The 23,511-nt window shown below is 48.7% G+C and carries 22 protein-coding genes; 15 read left to right on the forward strand and 7 right to left on the reverse strand.

What is annotated here, in order from left to right:
- Positions 1-186: 186 nt before the first annotated feature.
- Positions 187-1,092 carry a hypothetical protein gene (locus COV06_00005; GenBank protein ID PIR47775.1) on the reverse strand — a complete coding sequence of 302 codons (906 nt, stop codon included), beginning with the start codon at positions 1,090-1,092 and terminating at the stop codon, positions 187-189.
- Between the two features lie 163 nt (positions 1,093-1,255).
- On the opposite strand from COV06_00005, the gene COV06_00010 reads away from it, so the two are divergent.
- From COV06_00010 to COV06_00040, 7 genes are all read left to right on the forward strand, one after another.
- Positions 1,256-2,380 (forward strand): tRNA guanosine(34) transglycosylase Tgt, encoded by a 1,125-nt coding sequence (locus COV06_00010; GenBank protein PIR47776.1) that lies wholly within the window; start codon positions 1,256-1,258, stop codon positions 2,378-2,380.
- A 72-nt stretch (positions 2,381-2,452) separates the two neighbouring features.
- Positions 2,453-6,361: a hypothetical protein gene (locus COV06_00015; GenBank protein PIR47777.1), complete on the forward strand. Its 3,909-nt coding sequence runs from the start codon at positions 2,453-2,455 to the stop codon at positions 6,359-6,361.
- Positions 6,362-6,431: 70 nt separating this feature from the next.
- Positions 6,432-6,809 (forward strand): hypothetical protein, encoded by a 378-nt coding sequence (locus tag COV06_00020; protein ID PIR47778.1) that lies wholly within the window; start codon positions 6,432-6,434, stop codon positions 6,807-6,809.
- A 2-nt stretch (positions 6,810-6,811) separates the two neighbouring features.
- Entirely contained in the window at positions 6,812-9,550 is a 2,739-nt protein-coding gene (locus COV06_00025) for a hypothetical protein (GenBank protein ID PIR47779.1), read from the forward strand.
- A complete protein-coding gene (locus tag COV06_00030; protein PIR47780.1) occupies positions 9,547-10,623 on the forward strand; it encodes a hypothetical protein in 1,077 nt (358 codons plus the stop codon). The genes COV06_00025 and COV06_00030 overlap by 4 nt, the downstream gene beginning before the upstream one ends.
- 26 nt (positions 10,624-10,649) lie before the next feature.
- Positions 10,650-11,114: a hypothetical protein gene (locus tag COV06_00035; GenBank protein ID PIR47781.1), complete on the forward strand. Its 465-nt coding sequence runs from the start codon at positions 10,650-10,652 to the stop codon at positions 11,112-11,114.
- Positions 11,115-11,153: 39 nt separating this feature from the next.
- Positions 11,154-12,038: a hypothetical protein gene (locus tag COV06_00040; GenBank protein PIR47782.1), complete on the forward strand. Its 885-nt coding sequence runs from the start codon at positions 11,154-11,156 to the stop codon at positions 12,036-12,038.
- Between the two features lie 34 nt (positions 12,039-12,072).
- Here COV06_00040 and rplU read toward each other — a convergent pair whose 3' ends face one another.
- The 4 genes from rplU to dnaB form a co-directional block, all read right to left on the reverse strand.
- Positions 12,073-12,378 (reverse strand): 50S ribosomal protein L21, encoded by a 306-nt coding sequence (gene rplU / locus COV06_00045; protein ID PIR47783.1) that lies wholly within the window; start codon positions 12,376-12,378, stop codon positions 12,073-12,075.
- Between the two features lie 110 nt (positions 12,379-12,488).
- Entirely contained in the window at positions 12,489-13,088 is a 600-nt protein-coding gene (locus COV06_00050) for a recombination protein RecR (protein ID PIR47784.1), read from the reverse strand.
- The gene (locus tag COV06_00055; GenBank protein ID PIR47785.1) at positions 13,088-13,375 is read right to left on the reverse strand and encodes a hypothetical protein; all 288 of its coding nucleotides are present in this window, start codon (positions 13,373-13,375) and stop codon (positions 13,088-13,090) included. Before COV06_00055 ends, COV06_00050 begins: the two co-directional genes overlap by 1 nt.
- 319 nt (positions 13,376-13,694) lie before the next feature.
- Positions 13,695-15,116: a replicative DNA helicase gene (gene dnaB / locus COV06_00060; GenBank protein ID PIR47786.1), complete on the reverse strand. Its 1,422-nt coding sequence runs from the start codon at positions 15,114-15,116 to the stop codon at positions 13,695-13,697.
- A 124-nt stretch (positions 15,117-15,240) separates the two neighbouring features.
- Between dnaB and COV06_00065 the strand changes: the two genes are divergently transcribed.
- Genes COV06_00065 through COV06_00075 form a run of 3 tightly spaced genes read left to right on the forward strand, consistent with a single transcriptional unit; the run spans position 15,241 to position 17,092 of the window.
- Positions 15,241-15,462 carry a hypothetical protein gene (locus tag COV06_00065; GenBank protein ID PIR47787.1) on the forward strand — a complete coding sequence of 74 codons (222 nt, stop codon included), beginning with the start codon at positions 15,241-15,243 and terminating at the stop codon, positions 15,460-15,462.
- 45 nt (positions 15,463-15,507) lie between these two features.
- Positions 15,508-16,665 carry a hypothetical protein gene (locus COV06_00070; GenBank protein ID PIR47788.1) on the forward strand — a complete coding sequence of 386 codons (1,158 nt, stop codon included), beginning with the start codon at positions 15,508-15,510 and terminating at the stop codon, positions 16,663-16,665.
- A gap of 1 nt (position 16,666) precedes the next feature.
- Complete coding sequence (locus COV06_00075) at positions 16,667-17,092, forward strand: hypothetical protein (protein PIR47789.1); 426 nt, start codon at positions 16,667-16,669, stop codon at positions 17,090-17,092.
- Here the strand turns inward: COV06_00075 and COV06_00080 are convergent.
- Complete coding sequence (locus tag COV06_00080; GenBank protein ID PIR47790.1) at positions 17,089-17,904, reverse strand: bifunctional 5,10-methylene-tetrahydrofolate dehydrogenase/5,10-methylene-tetrahydrofolate cyclohydrolase; 816 nt, start codon at positions 17,902-17,904, stop codon at positions 17,089-17,091. The genes COV06_00075 and COV06_00080 overlap by 4 nt on opposite strands.
- Complete coding sequence (locus COV06_00085) at positions 17,892-19,109, reverse strand: serine hydroxymethyltransferase (GenBank protein ID PIR47791.1); 1,218 nt, start codon at positions 19,107-19,109, stop codon at positions 17,892-17,894. The genes COV06_00080 and COV06_00085 overlap by 13 nt, the downstream gene beginning before the upstream one ends.
- Positions 19,110-19,275: 166 nt before the next feature.
- Here COV06_00085 and murC point away from each other — a divergent pair, with 166 nt between their 5' ends.
- From murC to COV06_00110, 5 genes are all read left to right on the forward strand, one after another.
- A complete protein-coding gene (gene murC, locus COV06_00090; protein ID PIR47792.1) occupies positions 19,276-20,667 on the forward strand; it encodes a UDP-N-acetylmuramate--L-alanine ligase in 1,392 nt (463 codons plus the stop codon).
- Position 20,668: 1 nt separating this feature from the next.
- Positions 20,669-21,181 carry a hypothetical protein gene (locus COV06_00095; protein PIR47793.1) on the forward strand — a complete coding sequence of 171 codons (513 nt, stop codon included), beginning with the start codon at positions 20,669-20,671 and terminating at the stop codon, positions 21,179-21,181.
- A 68-nt stretch (positions 21,182-21,249) separates the two neighbouring features.
- Positions 21,250-22,239, forward strand: coding sequence for a UDP-N-acetylenolpyruvoylglucosamine reductase (locus tag COV06_00100; protein PIR47794.1), 990 nt, complete (start codon positions 21,250-21,252; stop codon positions 22,237-22,239).
- Between the two features lie 269 nt (positions 22,240-22,508).
- Entirely contained in the window at positions 22,509-22,961 is a 453-nt protein-coding gene (raiA, locus tag COV06_00105; GenBank protein ID PIR47795.1) for a ribosomal subunit interface protein, read from the forward strand.
- A gap of 213 nt (positions 22,962-23,174) precedes the next feature.
- Positions 23,175-23,504 carry a hypothetical protein gene (locus COV06_00110; GenBank protein ID PIR47796.1) on the forward strand — a complete coding sequence of 110 codons (330 nt, stop codon included), beginning with the start codon at positions 23,175-23,177 and terminating at the stop codon, positions 23,502-23,504.
- Positions 23,505-23,511: the final 7 nt, after the last annotated feature.

Here is a 23,511-nt window from a genome sequence, read left to right on the forward strand (position 1 = left end):
GTTTTTCTGGAACGAAGTGGAAGAAAAATTTGGGTGAAGCCCGAGCCGAGGGCTGAACCGTATATCCCTTGTTATATGTCCCGACTGAAACGAAGTGTAGGGAGAGCGCAGCGTGGCACGGAGCGAAGCGGAGTGAGTTTGAGTCAGGAACATTTTATTAAAGAAAGGGGCAAAAATTTATTTCCACTAAAAGTGATCATTATCGCCAATAAGTGGACCATTCAAAATTCTGGATTTCTTATTTGTATTCCAAATTTTGACTAATTCATCAAAGTTTTTATCTGGTTCTAACATTAATTTGGCTAATTCATCTATTTCTTCAAAATCTTTTTCAGTTAATTTATCAAATTTGAAGTAAATATAGCTGGGCTGTTGATTGTAAAGAATTTCATTGTTCATCAAACTATGAAAATCGTAAAATATTGCCCAAAGAACTGGCATCAGCCCGACAGAACCATCTGCATTTCTAAAATTGTTGGCATCTAACTTGCCGTTTCTAATTCCAAGCCAAGTATTTGCCGCCCAATCAAATTTATTTTCAGGCATATTATATTGATCAAATCCAATGGACTTATCAAAAAATCCGTCAGCGTCAAAAGTGACCCACTTTTCTTTTTTATTGTCCCAATACTGATTTATCCAGTGGTCACCGCTATAATTATTAAAATAGGGCGCAAAACCAGAACGAACCCTGCAAGGAATATTTTTTGATTTCAATATAGATGCCATAAGAATTGCCACAAAACGGCAAGTGACAACAATTTTATTTTCAACTTTTCTGTCGGGCAAAAAACCTCTGTCATCAAATCTTAATAATTCCGCAATCATTGAAACAGCAGTAGGCAACACATCATCGTCACATCTCAATTTATGCCAAGGATATTTTTCCATATCTCCATAACGTAAATCTCTGTTGGCATTTGTGTTGCCTTCTTTTAAGGTTACGCGATGAATGATTTGATGACTGATTAAATTGCCCAGTTCTTTGACGTCATCTGGGAGATTTTGAAGAAATTCTTTATAACAGCCCGGATTAGTAAATGTGCCAAATTGTAAATAATGATTCAGAATTTTTTTGTCCATAATATTGATGAATTAGTGATCTATATAAATTTTTGCCCCTACATTATTCTTTCTTTGTTCCTGACTCAAATTACATATAACTGGTTATTATCTGAACTAACTGTGAATAAGTGTATCGAATGCGTTGGATATGCGCAATTGACATTTTTTCATTTTCTGCCATACTCGCCCCATGTTTACACGCATCAAACAATCCACTATCTCCAAGGCGCGACGCGGGGAACTCGCGACCACACACGGCACTCTACAGACGCCGTTTTTTATGACGATAGCCACCAAGGGTGCGGTGCGTGCCATGAACGTGCGAGATCTCAAACGCATTCATGTTCCCATAGTTCTTGCAAACACGTATCACTTGCTTGTGCGACCAGGTATGGACGCCTTGCGCGAACGTGGAGGATTGCACAAATGGATGCACTGGGACGGTCCCATGCTCACTGACAGTGGTGGGTACCAAGTGTTTAGTTTGGGACATCGACGCAAGGTGACAGAGGAAGGTGTGACGTTTCGATCACACATTGATGGAAGTAAAATCTCCCTCACACCCGAGGAGTCGATTGCCATGCAGCAAGCGATTGGATCGGATATGATCATGCAGCTTGATGTTGTTGAACCACCGACGGTGAGCGATAAACGTCGTGCCTATGCCATGGAGCGATCCATTCGATGGGCCAAGCGTTGCAAGGACTATTTATATGCACATCGGGATCAATCCGTTACAGCGGATCAAAAACTCTTTGGAATTGTGCAAGGTGGCGTAGATGAAGCGCTGCGCACACGATCCGTTGCGGGTCTCACGGCGTTGGATCTTGACGGGTACGCCATTGGAGGCCTCTCTGTGGGCGAATCCAAGGAAGACAATTTGCGTATTGCGGCGTTTACGGCAAGCCTCTTACCGCAAGACAAGGTGCGATATTTTATGGGTGGTGGAATGCCCGAGGAGATTGTTGCCTATGTGCGCATGGGGATCGACATGTTTGATTGCGTGATTCCAACGCGCCACGCACGGCATGGGTCACTTTTTGTGTGGAATGGGAATCCGACACCGGAGTTAATCGCGAGCGGAGATTTTTATACAAAAATTAATATCGTGAATGCCGAGTATCGCAACAGCGATGATCCGATTGATTCATGGAATAATTGCGACGCCTCACAAGCCTACACACGTGGGTATTTGCGACACTTGTTTGGACTCAAAGAGGCACTTGGTACGCAATTGGCGACGGAGCATAATGTGCGTTTTTACATGCAATTAATGGAGGTAATCAGACAGGGAATTGAAGAAGGGGTTTTGTAGGGTGTTTCTGTGGAAAACTCTTTTTCTTTACAGGGTTGTTTTTGCTATACTGTCGGCATACTTAATCTCTCTATGTTCATCATTCGATCGTTCCCGAAGTATTTAGTTGCTTGTCTCATTTTGTTATTTTTTGGATTGTTTTTTGGGGTCTTAGACGCCTCCGCCGCAAATAGATATTGGGTGGGAGCTTCTACGACTTTCAACACGACGGGCAACTGGTCAACATCAAGCGGTGGCGCAAGCGGAGCGTCTGTTCCGGGTTCCAGCGACATTGCAATTTTTGATGGTGGAAGTGCACAGGCGGTGAGCCTGGATGCAACAACGTTGAGCGGTTTAGATATTCAAGCCGCGTACGGTGGAACGGTTACGGCTCCTGCTGGAACACTTATCCTTATGGTGAGTTTTAGTGATGCAGCTGGTGCCTTTGTGCATAACAATGGAACCGTTCAAATTCGGACTGGCAGTGGTGCATATTTTGATTTTAATAGCAACGCAATTCTTTATAATTTAGTGAGCTTAAATGGCGCCAATTACGGAAATAGAATGAATACGTTTACCGTAAAGGTTACAGGAACATTAACGCACGGCGATGGAAGTAGCTCTGGAGGTATTTGGCAGACGGGGACATTACGGGTTGAAGGTGATTTTACTGTTGCGAAACTTGCGGATACTTACCAAATCAATAATGGAACGGGACTGATTCAATTTACGGGTTCTAATAATCAGTCATTTACTACAACAGACACCACGGACACCTTCGGGGCCCCTGTTGAGGTCAATAAAACAAGTGGAACGCTAACGCTGAATAGTGCGTTTGATTTTACTGGAGCAAGCATGACGTTCACGGTAACAGCGGGTACCGTAGACATGTCTACCTCCTCCATGACGGATGTATATAATCTTTATATTAACGGTGGAACCTTTATTCATGGATCTGGGACGTTAACAACAAAGGGGACGACGAATGCCCTGCAGGTGAATGGAGGAACGTTTACGGGAGGATCCGGTGATGTTAATTTTGCTTCCGGTGGAGAATTGGAAATAGATAGTGGAACCTTTACGGCTCCAACGGGAAATCTAGCTCTCTCTTCAACACTGCACGTTGCGAGTGCAGGGGCGACGTTTAACCACAACAATGGAACGATTACATCAACGACATCAACTCACTTGAATATTGAGGTAGAAGGAGGGGTCGGAACGATTACAGTCTATAACTTAACGCTTAACAAAGCTGGAGGATATAGTTTGAGTGTAAACGGGAGCTCAACGTTGGTCGTGCAAGGAACTCTTACACGAACGGCGGGACGTTTGAGTGAATCATCTTCGGCAACGTATCCTTTGCAAATAGAAGGAAATTTGGATTTTGATGCTGTTGAAACAAATGGAACCTCGACTCTTCTCGTGACAGGTTCGGGAACGCAGACACTCGATTTTGCAGATCCTGCTTCTTGGGATACGAATATCTTTGTGAACAAGTCGGGCGGGTCTGTCTCGTTGCTAACGGGGCTCACATTGAATGCGGCGAGTAACAATAACCTCACCATTCAAGAGGGGCGATTCAATGTGAATGGTCAGACCTTGTCCGTTGGGGGCACGTTGTCCGTGGAGAGTGGTGGAGACTACGCCATGACGGGAGACGAATCTGCTCCAGCACCCACGCTGGCTTCTGGCAGTATCGTAACCTATGTTGCAACTTCCGGTGCTCGAACGATTAAGGACTACGATTACAGTGCTTCAACATTGGCGTTTGATGGAGTTGGTGGGGTGTTTATTATGACCGTTGGAGGTGAAACAGTCGCTAATCTTACGATTACAAATGGATCGTTCTACCTCAATGGAGACAACCTAACGGTCACGGGAACCTTTTCTAACGACGATACCCTTATTTTGAGTGGTGATGAGACAACCGTCTCCTATACAAACGATACAGATTCTGGAACGGTTGAATACAAGGGGGCTGTAACGGCTGCAAGCTTAAAAGGAGGGAATTCGTATTATAATCTTGCCTTTGTAAATCCGAGTGGTAGTTGGACGGCGGCCGCTCCCGTTGATATTAATGGGTCACTTACGGTTACATCGGGAACCTTTAATACGGGAGGTTATGCAGTTACGTTGGCGGGTAATTTTACGAACGCGGCAACGTTTACACAATCGAGCGGGACACTCACCTTGGATGGGACAAATCAGACCCTATCTGGCTCCACAACGTTTTATAATCTCACAAAGAATGTTAGCTCGGCGGCAACATTGACGTTTACTGCGGGGCAAACGTTTACCGTGTCGAATAACCTTGATCTTCAAGGAGCGTCCGGACAAGTCTTATCACTTGTTTCGAGTACGCCGACCACGGCCATTAATATGTCTGCGGCCGGCACGGTAACGGCGCAGTATCTCAACGTGTCAGACAATAACAATACAGGCTCCACGATTAATTGTGTGGTGGGTTGTGTGAAGGGAACCGGGAACACAGGATGGATGTTTGCTTCTTCTGCAACACCTTCCTCTGTGACGTATCAAGACACGGACGTAGACGGGGTTGTGGACCGTGTCATTATTGATTTTGGTTCGGCTGTTTCGATTGTGGGCACACTTTCTAATACACGCTTTACTTGGGTGAGTTCAACAGGAGCGAATGGTTTTGGTGGATCATTGACAGGAAACGCTTCCGTTGTTAGTGGAGACGTTGTTATTACAATCACAGGTTCAGAAACAGATGATACGAGCCACACAACACAACCAACACTTGCTTATAGCGATAACTCAACAGATGGAACGAATTACATTGCGGATGCAAGCGGTGACCTTATTCTCACGTTTGGTGCGACAAACGCCGCGGACGGCGCATCACCTATTCTTGTATCTTCTAACCCAGCAGACGCAGACACAAGTGTCGCAAACAATGCAACGATCGCGCTTACGTTTTCTGAACCAATAAATACGGGAACGTTTGCCTATTCGTGTTGTGGAGTAGGAACAGACCCTGGACGTTCCGGAGTGTGGACAGTGTCTAATACGGTCTATACCGTTACCCCAACCGCTAATTGGACAGGAGGAAACACAATTACGATCGACATAACGACATCTGCAGACACAACAGGAAACGCGTTTGGCGGAGCGGGCTCTGGTGCTACGGATCCATTTACCTTTACAGTCGCACGTAACACGGGTGGGACACCAACACCGGGTGCAGGTCCGGATGCCACGGTAACAACGGCACAACTGATAGCACCAAATGGAGGAGAGCAACTTGTGGGCGGGCAGATTGTAACTATTTCTTGGTCGGCGTCGGGTGATAAACTCACAACGATTAAACTCACCTACACCCTAGACCAGGGTCGAACCTACAAATTAATCGCGGAGAACGAGGAGAACGATGGAGAATATCGTTGGACCGTTCCAAACATTACAGCAGCTGCCGTATATGCAAGGGTATCAGGAATCACGACAACAGGAGGGGAGTTGGTAAGCGATGGCTCAAACGCAAACTTTTCCGTCATAGCAAGTGCGGATACACCAATAGAAAATGTGGATGATATTCCAAGTGTACCAGTTGATACGTCGACACCTGTTGCAATTATGCAGCGTATTGATGGAACGTTTGTAGAATTACGTGCAGGAAACCTATTCCGCGGAGAGACGTTATCTGGTGTGTACTTGGTGCGCAACGGGAAGCGTTACGTGTTCCCATCTGAGTCCGTCTACTTCTCTTATTACGACTCATTTAGCAACATTGTGATGGTGAAGGATAGTCAGTTAAAGGCGTTGGATATTGGTGGACGCGTAACCATGGCGCCCGGGCGGATGATCAAAATTCAATCGGATAACCATGTGTATCAAGTGCAGGAAGACGGCACGATCCGTCACATCCCAGACGAGGCAACGGCAAGAAGCCTTTACGGGGACACGTGGAACAAACAGATTACCGATATAAATGTGACGTTCTGGTTCGATTATCCACGTGGAGATGCACTAACAACATAAGACTACCCACACCCCCGTTGCTGCAGTGTTCGGGGGTTTTGGTATACTGTACCTATTGCAAATCAATCGTATGGCGCAGCCACTGGTGGTACAAGCAGCAAAGCTTTTTTTGGTCGACCTCGTGGGCGGCGTTTTAGGGTTTCCGGTTTGGTGGTATTCCAAAGGGGTTGTGCGCTGGTCGCGTTTTATGTGGGATTGGTATGAGACCTATCGTGCAACATTGGCCGTGGATGTGTGGGTGAAGAACTGGTTTGTTCCCATGTACGGGTCTTATGATATCCCCGGTCGTTTGATTAGTTTTTTTATGCGTACCGTGATGATTGTTTTGCGCTCCCTGCTACTGCTTTTAGTGAGTTGTCTGATGATCATCATATACTGCATCTACTTCATTCTACCTCCGATCGTTGTTGTTGCAATTGTCTATAACGCTTACGGACTGTTTCTCTAGGTATGGAAGAACAAAAAGATGTACAACCAAATGAGACGGACTTACTGGTAAATCTTCCGTTTATCTCGGCAAGTGAAGACCGCCCGCATGATTTTGGTGTCCTCGTGGACAATACGTTCTTTGTTTGGAATGATCGATTAGACATTGGCTCCAGAAAACTTCGAAAGGCAAAACGGTCCGTTGATGCGTTTATTACGTTTATAGCGATTCTTGTGACAGGCATCTGTTTTGCACTCTTTTTGGTATCAACGTTTGTTTTGTTGCCTCCAAGTGTTTGGCAGGCACTGCCGTTTTGGACGGATCCTTCCTCGGTGCAATTGTTATTGTGGCTGACGGTTGCAGGAGTTATGTATGTGGCTTATCGCCGAGCTCTGGCAAAACGTGAGCCTCAGGAATCTGGCGCACGTGTTGATGTATCGCTTCACCCACTACAAACCACTTGGGAGGCGGCAAAGGAGATGCAGGATAAACCATGGGTGGATATTGGATCTCGTTGTACACAAGAGGCATGGAAGGGGTTAGAGGACGCTGCGTTACTGGCAGAGCGTCTTAGCCATCGCTACGTGGGGCTTTTGCATGTGTTTGCAGGCCAGCTTTCGCAACCAAGCGTTGGTCATTTATTCGCACGTCTTGGAATAAACTTTGATCAAATTAAGGATTCGCTTACCCATAAACTCGCGGAGTATCCAAAAGCACAACCTGGCGAGGCAATGGCGGATCGTTTGGATCCCTTGGGTCAGCGTGCCATCTTGGGTGCAGCCGTACACGCGGCGATGCACGGGCGGACCGTTATTACTCCGGTGGATGTATTTGTGAGTACCTACCGTAACTCGCCATTTTTGCAGGAGTTATTCTATGGTGTGGATATCAAAGAGGAGGCGATGGAGAACGTGCTGGCGTGGTTACAAATACGAGAAAATCTTCGTGCGCGGTGGCAGATGTTTAGAAAGGCAAGTTTTCTTAAACCGACGGGGAACATGAACCGATCCATGACGGCCGTGGCGACCCCCTTGCTTGATCGTGTCAGTACGGATCTTACGTCGCAGGCGGCGCGAGCGGGGTTACCTATGTTGATCGGTCGTGAGACAGAGATGGAGCGTGTGTTACGAGTTTTTGAAAGTGGTGGACGGAGCGTCGTGCTGGTGGGACAACCGGGAATCGGCAAACAAGCAATCATAGACGGAATCGCGGAACGGATGGTAAAAGAAGACGTTCCCGATTTACTAAAGGATCGACGGCTCGTAAGTATTGACGTAGGACGGCTTGTGGCGGGTGCCACGCCAGCGCAGGCGGAGGAGCGTTTATTGTTGGCGTTAAATGAAGTTGGACGTTCCGGAAACATTGCGCTTGCGATTCCCAATATCGACGATTTGGTAGGTATTACGGCGGGCAGTGCGCAAAGCCTTGATTTGTCCTCGTTGCTCGCACAGGAATTGGAGAAAGGATATTTTGTACTCATTGCCACTACGACACCAGCGGCGTACAGAGATGCCATTGAAGGTTCTGCCTTGGCCAGTAGCCTTACGAAGGTAGATTTGGACGAGCCAAATAAAAATGAGGCGATTCAGATTATTGAGGCAAAGGTTGGAAAGCCTGAGGCAGAGCAGGGGGTATTGTTCTCGTATGAGGCGGTTGAGGCGCTTGTGGATCTAACCGCGCGGTATTTGCATGACCAATTCTTGCCGGATAAGGCCATACGCCTCATGGAGGAGACAGCCCTCATGGTAAAGCAGAGTCGAGGATTAGGTGCAACGATTACCAAGCAAGATGTTGCCCAAATTGTGTCGGTAGCTGCCAAGGTTCCATTAACCGCGGTTTCTCAGGATGAAAAAGAAAAACTCCTCGCCCTAGAGGTAAATCTACATACGCGAGTGATTGGTCAATCAGAGGCAGTGAACATGGTGTCGGCGGCGTTGCGTCGTGCGCGTGCGGAAATGCGCTCTGGCCGACGTCCAATTGCTAACTTCTTGTTTTTGGGTCCAACGGGAGTCGGTAAAACAGAGCTTTCAAAAGCCATCGCGGCAACCTACTTTGGTAATGAGGAGGCTATGGTGCGTTTGGATATGTCGGAGTATCAGGATTCATCGAGTATCCACAGACTCATTGGCGTACCAGGTTCGCGACAAGGCGGATTGTTTACCGAGGCGGTGCGCAAGCAACCGTTTGGACTCATTTTGTTAGATGAGTTGGAAAAGGCGCATCCAGAAATTTTGAATGTTTTTTTGCAGGTATTTGACGATGGACGGCTTACAGATGCAGCGGGCCGAACGGTCGATTTTACGCAAACAATTATTGTCGCCACGTCCAATGCGGGGTCTCAGTATATTCAGGAACAGGTTAAACAAGGAACGCCGATGGATCAAATTAAGACGCACCTCATGGAAGAGGAGTTATCGCAGTATTATCGACCAGAGTTTTTGAACCGGTTTGATGGCGTGGTGGTCTTTACGCCGCTGACCATGGAGGATGTGATGGCTATTGCAGGGCTTATGCTCGGTGGCGTCCGAAAGCGATTGGATGACAAGGGGATTGTGTTTACGGTGTCTGATGCGGCACTTAAAGAGCTTGCGGTGGCCGGTTATGATCCGCAGTTTGGGGCACGTCCTCTGCGCCGTGTGATTCAAGAAAAAGTCGAAGACCCACTTGCAACCTTGTTATTGGAAGGGAAGGTAGGGAGACGCGATACAGTGGTATTGGATGCAGGTGGGGAAATGCGTGTCGATAAAGCACCGGCGCTATGACCTGGCTCGTAGGTGGTGCGAGTTTTCTGCTTGCTGCAAGCTTAGCACCAATGGTGGGTGCTTTGGCAACGCGATGGGGGATTGTTGATCACGTCAAAGAACGAGGTCGCAAGGTGCACCGTCGTACAACGCCGCTCATGGGGGGTGTTGCCGTGCTGGTGGCTACGATTATGACCGTTCTGATTGTCCTCATACGTTCAGACCTATTAACGAGCGGCCGTGTGACAACGGCACATTACGTTGGTCTATTGCTTGCTGGATGCGTGTTGATGATCGGCGGCGTTTTGGATGATAAATATAATCTGTCGCCAAAAATTCAGCTACTGTTTCCGGTTGCGGCGGCGCTGGTGGCTATTGCAGGCGGACTTGGAATTGAGAAGATCACGAACCCCTTTGGCGGATTTGTCTGGTTTGAGACCGTTACGTGGAATCTGTTTGCGCTTGGTCCGCACATGGTAGCCGTGAGTTGGCCTGGGGATGTGTTTGTTTTTTTGTGGCTGCTTGGCATGATGTTTACCGTCAAACTACTGGATGGATTGGATGGACTTGCAACAAGTATCGGATCGGTAGGTGTGTTGATGGTGCTCTTGCTCGCAGGTACGACGGCGTATTTTCAACCAGACGTCGTGGTGCTGTCGGCGATTATTCTTGGTGCATTTTTGGGGTTTCTTGTTTGGAATGTGCATCCTGCGCAACTGTTTCTGGGTGAGGGTGGGGCCTTGCTCGTTGGATTTTTTCTTGGGGCACTGGCGATTATCTCGGGTGGGAAGATTGCAACACTCTTGCTGGTCATGGGGATTCCGATACTCGATGTTGCGTGGGTGATGTTTCGTCGTCTTCGCTCGGGGAAAGACGTGAGTAAAGGGGATCGACTTCATTTGCATCACCGTCTGTACGATTTCGGATTGAGTCAGAGGCAGGTGGTAGGTCTCTACACGCTCCTTGCTCTGGGATTTGGATCGTTGACACTTGTGTTACCGAGCTTTGCAAAATTGATCGCCCTGGTTTGCCTCATGTTTTTTACATTGATTGGCGCGTACGCGCTCTTGATTGTTGAGGGGGAAAGACGGTAAGATCGGCTTAATCTATAACTATTTCTATGAACATACATCAACGCATTGGAGGAATCTTTATCGCTTTAACTCTTTTGGGGGCTGGATGCTCTGGCGCGGATTCATCTGTCGCCGAAGGGAATCGGGCAATCATCCATTTGCCAAACGGAAAAACGATTCAAGTGGAAGTTGCAAGAACGCCGAGTGAGCAGGCAGAAGGTTTGTCGGAGCGCACATCGCTTAAGGGCGGGATGCTCTTTTGTATGGATATAACAAAGCAACAGAATTTTTGGATGCTGGGGATGAAGATGCCGATCGACATGGTGTGGATTCATGGCGGAGAAGTGCGTGGTGTGTCTGCAAACGTACCTGTGCGAGAGAAGGATGACTGGGCGCGCCGTTCAAGTAATGAACCTGTGAATATGGTCTTGGAATTGCCAGCGGGCGCGGCTGAGGGGTTTGGACTAGAGCCTGGCGTGATGTTGGAGGACACGGTGAGCGCGTGTGGATAAGAAAATCATTAAACGCGCTATACTAAACAAAACAAAACTATGAAAACACTTCTACAACATTCTTACGCAAAATACACCATGATCGCATTTGGCGCGCTTGTGAGTGTGGGGTTAGGGTTTATGATGGTATCGGCATCGAGCTTGTCTATTGAGTACAACCAAGAGACAGCAGAGCACATGGGATCCGTCGACGCGGCGGTGGTCGACACAAACCAGATCATTGCACAACGGATCCGGGTGTCTGGTTGGGCATTTGATAAAAATAATAAGCAGAACGTAACGACCGTGCGTGCGACGAACGATTTGGCTGGATTGGACGTCATTGAGGAGTTTGTTCCAGATATTGGACGACTCGACGTGTTACAAACGTTCCCAAACGCAAGTGAGAAGCCTGGGTTCCACTGGTTTGTGCCTTCTCGTTATTACGACGGATTAGACCACACGGTGTACTTTTTTGCCGGTGATGCGCAGCAAAATGCTTGGGATTACATTGGGGCTATTGTATTGCCCGTTGTGGATTCGGGTGTTGTTGGCTCGCTTGATAGTATCGGAGCAAATAATATTGCTGGTTGGGCGATTGATTTAGATGATCTCTGGCTGGATAGCTCAAATATCCCTGTTGCCGTATACGTGGATGGAGACTTTGTGGCGGCAGACGTTGCGGATCTTGTGCGTGTGGATGTGGAGAATGCATACAAAGGTCGCATCGCAAACGTGGGGTCTCGTCATGGGTACAATGTTCCAATTTCTGCGGATCAATTACGATCGTACCGCGATGGGAATGTGCACCGAGTAGAGGTGTTTGCTCTGGAGGTGTCGGAGGGCGTCATGACATCTATTGGTGTTAAATGGCCCACCATTACAGAAGCGGGAATGATGCTATACGGAAATCCTCAAATATTTGATGAAGGCGGGCTCTACTAAAGGATTTAAAACACCCCTTACGGGGTGTTTTGTGTTACGCGATGGTATCGATCATCACCTTGGTAAATGGCTGACGATGTCCTGTGCGGCGTCGGTAGTTGCTCTTTGGCTTGTATTTAACAATACTTACTTTCTCGGAACGACCTTGTTCCATAATGGTACCCGTCACCTTCATTCCGGCAACGGTAGGCGTTCCCACTTTGGTTTCTCGGTCGTTAGAGACGAGCAATGGCTCAAACTCGATCTTTGACCCATCTTCCTGCTCGATCTTTTCGGTGAGGATCCATTTTCCTTCCTCAACCACCTGCTGCTTTCCTCCTGTTTTGATAATAGCGAACATACAATAGATAAACTTCTTTAGGGGCCTGTACCCAGCGTAACCGCGGGTTTGAGGCGAGTAATTACGGGCGCAATGTATCATTCGGGCTGTTTTTTGTCAACTCTTTGGGGTTAAATATCCCATCGGCGGCGCAGGGCATCGCCAAGCGTCACCTCGTCGGCAAATTCAAGATCCGACCCAACTGGGAGTCCACGAGCCAGACGCGTCAGGCGCAGCGGCCGATCTTTGAGGACTTTTGAGAGATACATAATGGTTGATTCACCTTCAATATCTGGGTTAAACGCGAGCACGAGCTCTGCGACGGCGGGTTCATCGTTGAGGCGCTCAAGGAGTGAAGCAATCTCAAGCGTGTCGGGCGTAATTCCCTCAATGGGCGAAAGTGTCCCACCAAGTACGTGGTAGCGGCCGTTAAATCCTGCCGCGTCGATGGTGCCAATGTCACGCGGCTGTGCTACAACGCAGATAATTGTTTTGTCGCGTCGTGGATCCAGACACGTTTCACACATCTCGGACGTTGTGTAGGTTTTACAAATGGTACAGGATTGAATGGACGATTGGAGCTCTTGCAGCGCGCGAATCATTCCCTCGATGGTCCCCTTGGGCTGTTTGAGTAAATAAAACACAAACCGGAGTGCGGTTTTGGGCCCCACTCCGGGTAAATAGGTGAACGCGTTCACCACGGTTTGGATTGGTTTTGGGTACTCGCGCATTACAAACCGAATTGGCTCAAATCTGGGAGTCCGCCTGTTTCTTGCATCACTTTTTGTACGAGTTTTTGGATGTCCTTTACGGCCTCTGCAAAGGCGACTTTGATGTTCTTCTCGATGTCTGATCGTTCCATATCTTCTGGGATGGAGACGTTGAGGATCTCTTGTTTGCCATTCATGGTGATTTCTAATCCGCGCGAGCTTCCTGTGGCAGATACGCCTTCGAGAGCTTTTTCTAGAACCTTGGCTTGGGAACGAACGTCTTTAAGGGCTTTAATTTTGTTGAACATAGGGATTGGTTACAAATTGCGAATGAATGAGGGACGGTCTGAGTATACCGTATGGAGCGTGGTTTGTGGCAAACCTATGGATACGTGACGAAATTCTTTTCTCTGATTCTTTGCGTGTGTCCGCATTGCGTGTGCCATAAGACCTTCCGTCAATACTCCGCGTCGCTGCAGATGTGTGCCGATCGTGGCGATTCATTCTGAATCTTCGATCGGCTACACGGCTTCGCTCTACGGAAACCCTGCGTTTATGCCGGGGTCTTATTGTCGTACTCGTGATGGACTCACGCAAAGAATCGCCGAGGAAAGAATAACCTTCATTTTACCCATGAGAACGGGGAAGGGGCGGCGACTCCACAGGTTTTGGTGCAGAAGCAATTGGAGGTTCCATTCTGCGTTCCAAGTTTTTGAAGTTGGCACGCGTGGCGTCAAAGAAGAGCTTTACGATACCGGTCGGCCCATTACGATGCTTGGAGATGTGGACCTCTGCGAGGTTCTTCTCCTCTGGCGACAGCTCGTCTGGCTGATAGTTCTTATCGGCTGCTTTACGGTAGATAAACATCACCACGTCGGCATCTTGTTCAATGGACCCAGATTCACGCAGGTGGGAAAGCTTTGGAATCGCCGGTTTACTCATTTCCACGGTACGCGAGAGCTGTGAGAGGGCGATAATTGGAATCTCTAGCTCGCGGGCGATTTGCTTAAGACCACGAGAGATCTCGGCCACCTCCTGCACACGGTTTTCCTTAGCACCGCGCGATTCCATGAGCTGCAAGTAGTCAATGATCACCATCCCAAGTCCGTGTTCTGACTTAAGACGGCGGCACTTAGCACGGATTTCCATGATGTTGGCCGATGCGGAGTCGTCAATATAGAGCGGCGCCTCGGACAAAACACCAAGCGCTTGCCCAATACGTGGAAAGTCGTCGTCGCGATCAGAGAGTTTGCCTGTGCGCAGTTTCCACAGGTCAATGTCTGCCTCCGCACAAATGAGTCGATCCACCAGCTGCTCCTTGCTCATTTCCAGACTAAACAGCCCCACGGGAATTTTGAGTTTTACAGATGCGTGACGTGCGAGCGAGAGGGCAAAGGCGGTCTTTCCCACAGACGGACGTGCGGCAAGAATAATAAGGTCCGCTTTTTGAAATCCGGCGAGTAGATTGTCTAACGCTACGTATCCAGACGGCACACCGCGCAATTTTCCACGTTCCTTGTGAAGGGTGTCAATGCGCTCAAACGCGTCAGCCAAAATGGAACGGATATGTGTAAACGATTGTTTGAGGTGTGTGGATGCCACGCCAAACATGGTGGACTCTGCTTGATCCAGCACGCTGGCAATATCGTCCGTGGATTCATCAAATCCAAGTTGTGAGATTTTAGACGCCGCCGAGATAAGCCGTCGGAGCGTGGCTTTTTTTTGAATGATGTCGCCGTAGTGCACCACGTTACTCGCCGTTGGAACGATGTTAGTGAGTTCGGCCAAGTAAGACCTGCCACCCAGGTTAGCGAGGCTTCCCATCTCATCCAGTCGGTTACCAAGCGAGAGAAGATCAATCGGCTCATGCTTTGCGTAGAGGTCAATCATTCCACCGTAGATTTTGCGGTGCTTTTCAAAATAGAATTGCTCGGGATCCACGTGATCAGCAACCTTAATAATCGCCTCTGGATCAATCAAAAGCGCGCCCAAAAACGATTGTTCGGCTTCTTCGTTATGCGGAGGAACTTTGTTGATCTCGCTGGCCATGTAGCAAGATCTTACCGCATAGGCACCTTCGCGGCAATGCGCGGACTCAACAGCTTGTGCGCAGATTGTCCACAGAGGCGAGATAAGAAGAAAAGCAGGGGTAATTCTGTTATACTGAGGGCCTATGCAACAATGGCTACAAGATATTGCGTTTCAAAAACTCACAACGCAGCAATTACGCTGGGTGTTTAAAGGATTGCTGGTGGTGACGATCATTGATTGGCTGATGCCCGACGCGCTTCCGTTTGTGGATGAGCTTGGACTTGCGTGGCTCACCTATGAGGCGTGGGTTGCACTCAAGGCGCGAAAAAATGCATCGCGTGACGTAAAGGGTGAAGAAATTTAGTTGTCGCGTGTGCTATACTGCACACATTCAGGAGTGAAAATAAACATGTTCCATTTATCCGCGGTGAGAAAGGCGCAATTAAGCGCCGGAGAGTCTCTTGTTGGCGCCATGATCGGTGTTGGTGTTTTTGGTCTGCCGTTTGCGTTTGTAAAGGCGGGTTTTTTTGTTGGCATGACGTATCTCGTCGTGCTTGGATTTGTGACCATGACGTTACAGATGATGATGGCGGAAGTCTCGTTGCAAACACCAGGACATCACCAACTTGCCGGCTACGTTAAACGATATTTTGGGAAAAAATGGGGCATGTTGTCCGCGTTTGTTATGATTGCCATGGCATGGGGAGCAATTGTCGCCTACGTGCTCGTGGGGGCAGAATTCTTACATGCACTTTTATCTCCAATAATTGGAGGGGATGTTGTGCTCTATCAAGCAGGTTTTTTAATCGCTGGTTTTTTGATTGCATTGAGGGGATTAAAACTCGTTGCACGTACAGAAATCTATCTTGTGGGTGCACTCCTTGTGGCTCTTGTGGTGATTATTGTGCGTGGCCTGTTTAGCGTGGAGGTCGCAAACCTTATGACGTTGGATGGGTTTGATATCTTTTTGCCGTATGGGGTTGTGTTGTTCTCCCTAGGTGGTATTACGATTATTCCAGAAATAAAGGGCATGCTCGGTCGTTATAAGACGTCCATGCGTGTGGTGGTTCCATGGAGTGTGATCTTGGTTGTTGTTCTCTATGGATTATTTGTGACGGCTGTAGTGGGTGTGACGGGTGAGGCGACGACGGAGGCGTCGGTTGTTGGACTTGGGGAAGCGTTGGGTCCTTGGATTCTCATCTTGGGATCGGTGTTTGGATTTTTGGCGGTGACTACAAGCTTTCTTATTCAGGCAATATCCGTCCAAGATTTACTCGAATACGACTACAAATTTACGCGGTTGTTTGCGTGGTTTGCAACCTTGAGTGTCCCGGCAATCGTTATGTTGGCCGGCGCACGCGATTTTATTGAGGTGATGAGTTTTACCGGAGGTGTTTTTGGGGGGTTGATTGGGATTATTACCGTTGCACTCTATATTCGTGTTCGTAATCGGTATTGTACAGAACCCAATAAATGTTTCGCGATTCCAACATGGTTTTGCTGGTTAATTCTTCTACTGTTTTTACTTGGTGCGATGATAGAATTAGTATTCTCCTTTACTCGGTAATATGAAACCGCTACGATTCATCCTCTTCTTTGTTACACATTATCTGCTCGGACTTGCGATGGTCTATTTCTTTATATTTTCGGCGCACTATCTGCAACAGGGGAATGTGGTGTTTGGAGGATTGATCTTCTCGATTATCTTTACACTTCTATTTAGCTGGCTGTATTTTAGAGGCGTACCTGCGCTTACCTGGCGTCAGCGGTATGAGGTGATCATTGTGTGGTTTGGTCTCGTCTTTTTGTTAGATATTGCTACGTTAGTATTTATTCAAGGAGGATCCATTTCACAACTTTCGTATTTCTCTCTTTGGTCGTATTTGTTAGAAATTATGACGCTATTTGTTGCGGCGTACCTGACGTCTGGAGGCGATCACCCGCGATTGTCGAGCCCAAACCTGGCCATGAGTCAAAACAAAGACGCCTCCTAAGAGACGTCTTTTTGTAATGCGTAACAGGCGAGGACATTTTTGAGTAGGAGCGCAACAGTGACGGGTCCTACACCTCCCGGAACCCGCGTGCGCCAGGAAGCTACGGCGTCGCAGGTGGGGTCGACGTCTCCTAGAATCTCATCCCCTTGTTTTGTGATGCCGATATCAATGAGGATCGCGTCTTCCTTAATATTGTCGGGGGTGAGCCAGTGCGGCCGGCCGATCGCAATAATCACAATATCGCTTGCTTTGAGTTCGGCGGACACCTCTGCGTCGTCGGGCTCTGCTGCTGCTGTCTCTACGCCGTGTTGCGAGAGGATTTGAGCGATGGGTGGTGCAAATACGTCTGGTGTATTTGCAAGGATGAGCGCGCGCTTCTCTTGCAGTGGTTCGAGCGTGGAGAGCAAGAGTGTCTCGACGACTTGCGCCATGACAGGCGTGAGCGGGCTGTGTTCTTGGAATCCGTCCGCGTCCTTGGTTGGATCGATTGCCGCAATTACGCGATTAGTGTCAATGTGCTTGGGTAAGGGAAGTTGCACGAGGATGCCGTGGACGTGCGTGTCTGCGTTGAGTGAATCAATAAGCGTCAGGAGTTGATCTGTGGTCGTGTCTTCTGCGAGCTCATGTGTATCAAAACGCATGCCAATTTTGTCGGCGGCGTGGGCTTTGAGTTTAACGTAGGTTTGGGAGGCAGGATCGCTTCCAACGAGAATTGCGGCAAGCCCTACGTCGATTCCCTCTGAGAGAATCTTATGGCCGAGTTCATTGCGAATCTTTTTTGCTATCTTGCGACCATTGATTATCTGTCCCATAGGGGAAACGGTGTAGTGAATTGTTTAACCTCCTCGCGAATTTCGGCGAGCGTATCTGCATCATGTCGGGCGAGGATAGCGCGATCAATAAAATCGGCGACACGTTTCATCTCTTCTTCCTTCATCCCGCGTGTGGTAAGTGCTGGCGTTCCGAGGCGAATGCCGGACGGGTCCATGGGAGATCGCGGATCGTCTGGAATCACGTTTTTGTTGACGGTGATTCCGGCGGCGTCTAGGGCAAGTTGCGCGTCCTTCCCTGCAAGGCCTTTATTGGTGAGGTCAATGAGGAGGAGATGATTCTCCGTTTTGCCAAAACAGATCGTGTAGTCACGCTGTTTGAGTTCCACCTCGAGTGTCTTTGCGTTGAGAAGAATTTGCTGTGCGTAGTCCCTAAAACTTGGGTCCAATGCTTCTTCTAGGGCAACGGCGAGGCCTGCAATATTGTTCATATGCGGACCGCCCTGCAATCCTGGGAAGACAGATTTATCAATTGCCTTTGCGTGTTTTTCCTTACAAAGGATCATGGCACCGCGCGGGCCACGGAGCGTTTTGTGTGTGGTGGTCATAACCACGTCAAATAGGGGTACCGGATTGTTCATGAGTCCCGTTGCTACCATTGCGGCAAAGTGAGAGATGTCGGCCATGGTAAGTGCACCAACCTCGTCCGCAATTGCTTGAATCGCGGCGTAGTCAATGTCGCGTGAATAGGAGCTGTACCCCACGAGGATGAGTTTTGGTTTATGTTCGTGCGCAAGTTCTTTGAGCTGCGCGTAGTCGATCTCGCCCGTTGGGGTTGTATTATAACGTACGAAGTTCCAGATTTTTGCAGAAAACGTGACCGGGTGACCGTGGGTGAGGTGTCCACCGTGGCTCAAGTCCATCCCAAGTACGGTGTCGCCGGGTTCCAAGAGGGCGGAATAAATGGCGAGGTTGGCAGGTGCACCTGAGAGGGGCTGAACGTTGACGTGCTCGGCGCCAAAGAGTTCCTTGGCACGGTCAATGGCAAGTTGTTCAATTTGGTCCACCACGCTGCAACCGCCGTAATAACGCCTACCGGGGTAGCCTTCCGCGTACTTGTTGGTGGCCACGGAGCCTAGTGCCGCAAGCACGTCGTTGGAGACAAAGTTCTCCGAGGGAATGAGCTCTAATCCGCCGCGTTGGCGGGCTTCTTCTTGCTCAAGGAGTTGTGAGATGGATGTTTTCATGCAGGGAGGATAGCTGTTTTTTTGGGAAGTTTCAAGAGGATAGGAGGGTTGGTGGGAGCATTAAATGCGATGCAAATTAGTTGATCTAAACAAGCATGTGTTTCTCCTGCGTATCCTGCAACGCTTATTTCTTGTAGAAGGCGCGGAAATAGGCTAGAATAGAGACATGAAAACGTACAAACGGGTCCACTTTATTGGCATTGGAGGAATTGGTATGAGCGCGATGGCCAAACTCTTAAAGGTATGCGGTACCTATGTTTCGGGTTCAGATGTCCAGGATTCGGAGACGATCAGGGAATTACGCCATATGAGCGTGCAAATTGGCATTGGCAGCAAGCCGGAACTTATTGGAAAGGATGTTGAACTCATTGTGTATTCAAGCGCGGTTCCCTTGGATGATGAGGAACGTATTCGTGGCAGACACCTCGATATACCAGAAATCACCTACAACGCGTTTTTGGGTGAGGTGAGTCAGGGGTCAAATCTCATTGCGGTTACAGGCACACACGGGAAATCCACAACCACCGCTATGCTTGGCCATATCCTCACGGTAGCAGGATTAGACCCAACGGTTGTTGTTGGGTCAAAAGTAACGTCGTTCCCCTATGGAAATTTGCGCGTTGGAATGAGCGATGTGTTTGTCGCCGAGGCGTGTGAGCATATGGCACACATGCTACATATGGATCCGCAGATGATTGTGCTCACCAACATAGAATTTGATCACCCGGATTTTTATGGATCGGTAGAAGACGTGCGTGCGGCTATGAAGCAGTTTGTAGAAAAGTTACCGCAAGGTGGAACGCTTGTGTGGAACGCAGATGATGCGCAATCGCAATTATTGATCAAAGAGATTGCGTTGAGTCGATCCGATATTCAGTTAATTGCTTACGGACAGGACGCGGCAGCACATGCGGAGGTAGAACGTGAGGTGGGAATCCAACGGGTTCATCTCTTTAAGGAAGATGCGGAAGTGTTTGAGGCTGATCTACGTTATCCTGGCGACTATAACGTGCACAATGCCATGATGGCGGCGCTGGCGGCATCGGCGTTGCATGTGCGAGGGGATAAGATTAAGCAAGCCTTGGAATCATTCCCAGGGCTTTGGCGCAGATTTGAACATCTTGGTCTATGGAAAGGAGCCGATGTGTATTCCGATTACGGACATCACCCAACGGCGGTCGCGAGCTTGTTGGAAGGCGTAAAATCATTTTTGCCGGGCAAGCGAATCGTTCTGTGTTTTCAGCCACATCAACACGCACGAACACGTGGATTGTTCAATGAGTTTGTGCAGAGTATGGAGGAAGCAGACGTCGTGGTGCTCCAAGAGATTTATGATGTCGCCGGCCGTAACGAGCAGGACCATGCAACATCGAGTGCGGAGTTGGTGGAGGCGATTCATGAGTCAGACACAACGCGTGGGGTTGACCGAGATGTTATTTATGCGCAAGATGCAGAGGCGGTAAAATTTCAATTAGAAAAGATTGTTCGTCCGGGAGATGTTTTACTTATGGTGGGTGCGGGAGACATTGATCGTCTCGCACGGACATTGATTAAGTAGTATGAAGTTCTCATTAAGAAAATTCTTTGATTCACGTTGGGGAATGTGGATGCCGCTTGTTGGGTTGGGGCTCATGGCACTCTCTTTTGCTGGTTTTCTTGTTTGGCTCATGATGTTTGCTCCCTTGTCGCCTGGTGAGACGTTTGGATTGGATCAAGTTCCAACGTTTTCGACCCTTGCAATCGTAATTCAATATTGGCTTATCTTATCGTTTCTTCTTGGATCGGTTCTATTGGTAGTGGGAACGTTCGTTGTTTGGCCGATGAGATTTATCTACCGCAAATCATCCTGGAAGGTTTGGGCGGGGTACGCCGTTGTTGTCTTGGGATGGGTAGGGATGATAGGATTTCGGTATTGGTCACGGTCATTTACTGTGGAGGAACGAGTAAGTCAGCGAGAGTTGATTGCCGTTATTCTTAGCCTAGAACAGCTCGCCACGATGATTATGGTGTTTGGCACGATCGTCTTTGCAGGTGTTTTACAAGTTTATGATCCAAAAAAAGGAAGAAAATAACATAGACGTCAATGCGATGTGTTGATATCTGGTATGATTGAACACGTAACGATCAATACGGAAAACGTATGAACACACAATTTGAACAACAAGTAGAAGCGCTCTTGGGTGATCGACTCAAACGGGGTGAACCTCTGGCGGCGCATTCGCATTATGGCGTTGGAGGACCTGCCTCTTATTTTGTGTTAGCAAAGACAGCAGAGGAGGTGACGAGTCTTGTGCAATTAGCTAAAGATGAGAACGTGCCATGGGTGGTGATCGGCGGCGGCACAAATATTCTTGTGAGTGATAAGGGATTCAACGGGCTCGTAATCAAGATGGGTAACCGTTCCATTCGCATTAACCACGAGACAGGAGAGGTGGTGGCAGATGCTGGGTTGCTCTCATCAAGCCTTGCACGTCAAACGGGAGAAGCCGGACTTACAGGATTTGAATGGGGGATTGGACTACCAGGGACGATTGGTGGTGCCGTGCGCGGAAATGCGGGTTGCTTTGGCGGAGAGACAAAAGATAAGTTGGTCTCGGTCGATATCCTTAACACAGAAACGGGAGAAGTACAGACGATTGCAAAAGAAGACCTTGTTATGGGGTATCGTCACAGCAAAATAAAGGACGTTCCGTGGATTGTGCTGCGCGCTACGTTTTTATTTGAGCCACGTGAGGTGGACCTCAACCGTGAGGCGATCAATGAGGTGCTTCGCTGTCGCATGGATTCTCAACCAAAGAACGTCAAATGCGCCGGCTGTGCGTTTAAGAATGTCGATTTTGTGGCAGACGAGGATATCGCTAAGTTAAAAGATAGGGTTCATGATATCCCGGAAGCGTTTCTTACAAATAAGCGTATTCCCGCCGGCTGGTTGGTGGATCGTCTCGGTCTTAAGGGCACGCGCGTTGGAGGGGCGGCGATTAGTGAGCTTCACGGAAACTTTATTACAAGCGATGGCACAGCGACGGCGGATCAACTGATGCAGCTCATTGCACTGGTTAAATCCAAAGTGCGAGATGCGTACGGGATTCAATTACACGAGGAGGTTCAATTCATTGGGTTTGATACATAATCTATGGGACCACTTTCGGAATTAGCCTTGTTTATCTCGATCAACTGGCGGGCACACGCAAAACAGCAAACGATGGATGCATCTGCTCTGCGTGGGGAGCCGATCGAGAAGATATTGGAGGAACTTGCAGCACTGGCAGAATTGGAAAAGAAGACGGGGAGAACGGAGGTGGTGGACACAGAAGTTGCTCGAGCGCATTTGGGGGCGATGTTGCTCAATCTTATGCGTTACTGTGATCTTGCGGGTGTGGAAGGGGACACACTCGGTGAATGGATTGCGGACTATTATCGGTCGTTGCCCACACCTGCGGACGAGGGTATACTAACGGTGTAAGTCATAACCGATCTGTTATGAAAATTGAGAAAATTTTAGGCACGAATATCGATCTTACCCCCGCGATCGAAGCACATATCAACAAACGTATTGCACCACTTTCCAAGCTTGTAAAACGATTACAGCCGGCAAGCGTGGCAGTGGAGGTGGGAAAGCCGTCGGAGCATCACAATAAAGGAAATGTGTTTTACGCGGAGTTTAACGCGGATATCCAAGGCGAGGTGTTTCATGCGACTGCCGAGGCAGAGGATTTGTATGCTGCTATCGACAAAGTGCAAAAAGAGTTCAAACGTCAGATTGTTGATTGGCGCAAGAAGCAAAAATCTGTTGGCACCCGCGCAGGCCGATCGTTTAAGAAGTTTCTGCGATTTGGACGCGAGCAAGACTAGGATTGATGATTTAAAACACCCGTCTGTGGATGGGTGTTTTTGTTTTACAGGCTTGCCTGCAAGCTCTCCTGGTCGTCATTGCGCGTTTCACGAAGCAATCTATTTATTCTTTCTCCCTCCTTTTTGTTTCGCCAAAGATGTGTGCCAATTGTGGCGATTCATGTTGAATCTTCAATTGGCTACACGGCTTCGCTCTACAGAAGGGCTTCGTTTATGCCAAGGTCTGTACGGCGTACTCGTGGGGACACGCTGAGGGACGACTACAACACCGGGGACCCCGATTCCGTCCGCGTGCGCTTTACGTACGCCGGACGTGCCTATCGGATGTGGAGTCTCCCGGGTAGGCTCTCCGTTTGGGAGGGGAAGGGCACTTACACGGACACGGGACCTACCGGCTGCATCAACTCCGCCGTGTCCGACGTGGGTGTCATGAAGTGGCTAGATCACGAGGAGCCGGATGAAATCCCGGAGACCCAGCCGGAGTGGCAGGTTCGCTGCAAGGTGGCGATCGAGAGCCTGGCCGCCGTCCTCGGCGTCCGCTGAACTGCCG

The organism is Candidatus Uhrbacteria bacterium CG10_big_fil_rev_8_21_14_0_10_50_16, from assembly GCA_002774875.1.
Taxonomy (GTDB): domain Bacteria; phylum Patescibacteriota; class Patescibacteriia; order UBA9934; family UBA11717; genus UBA11717.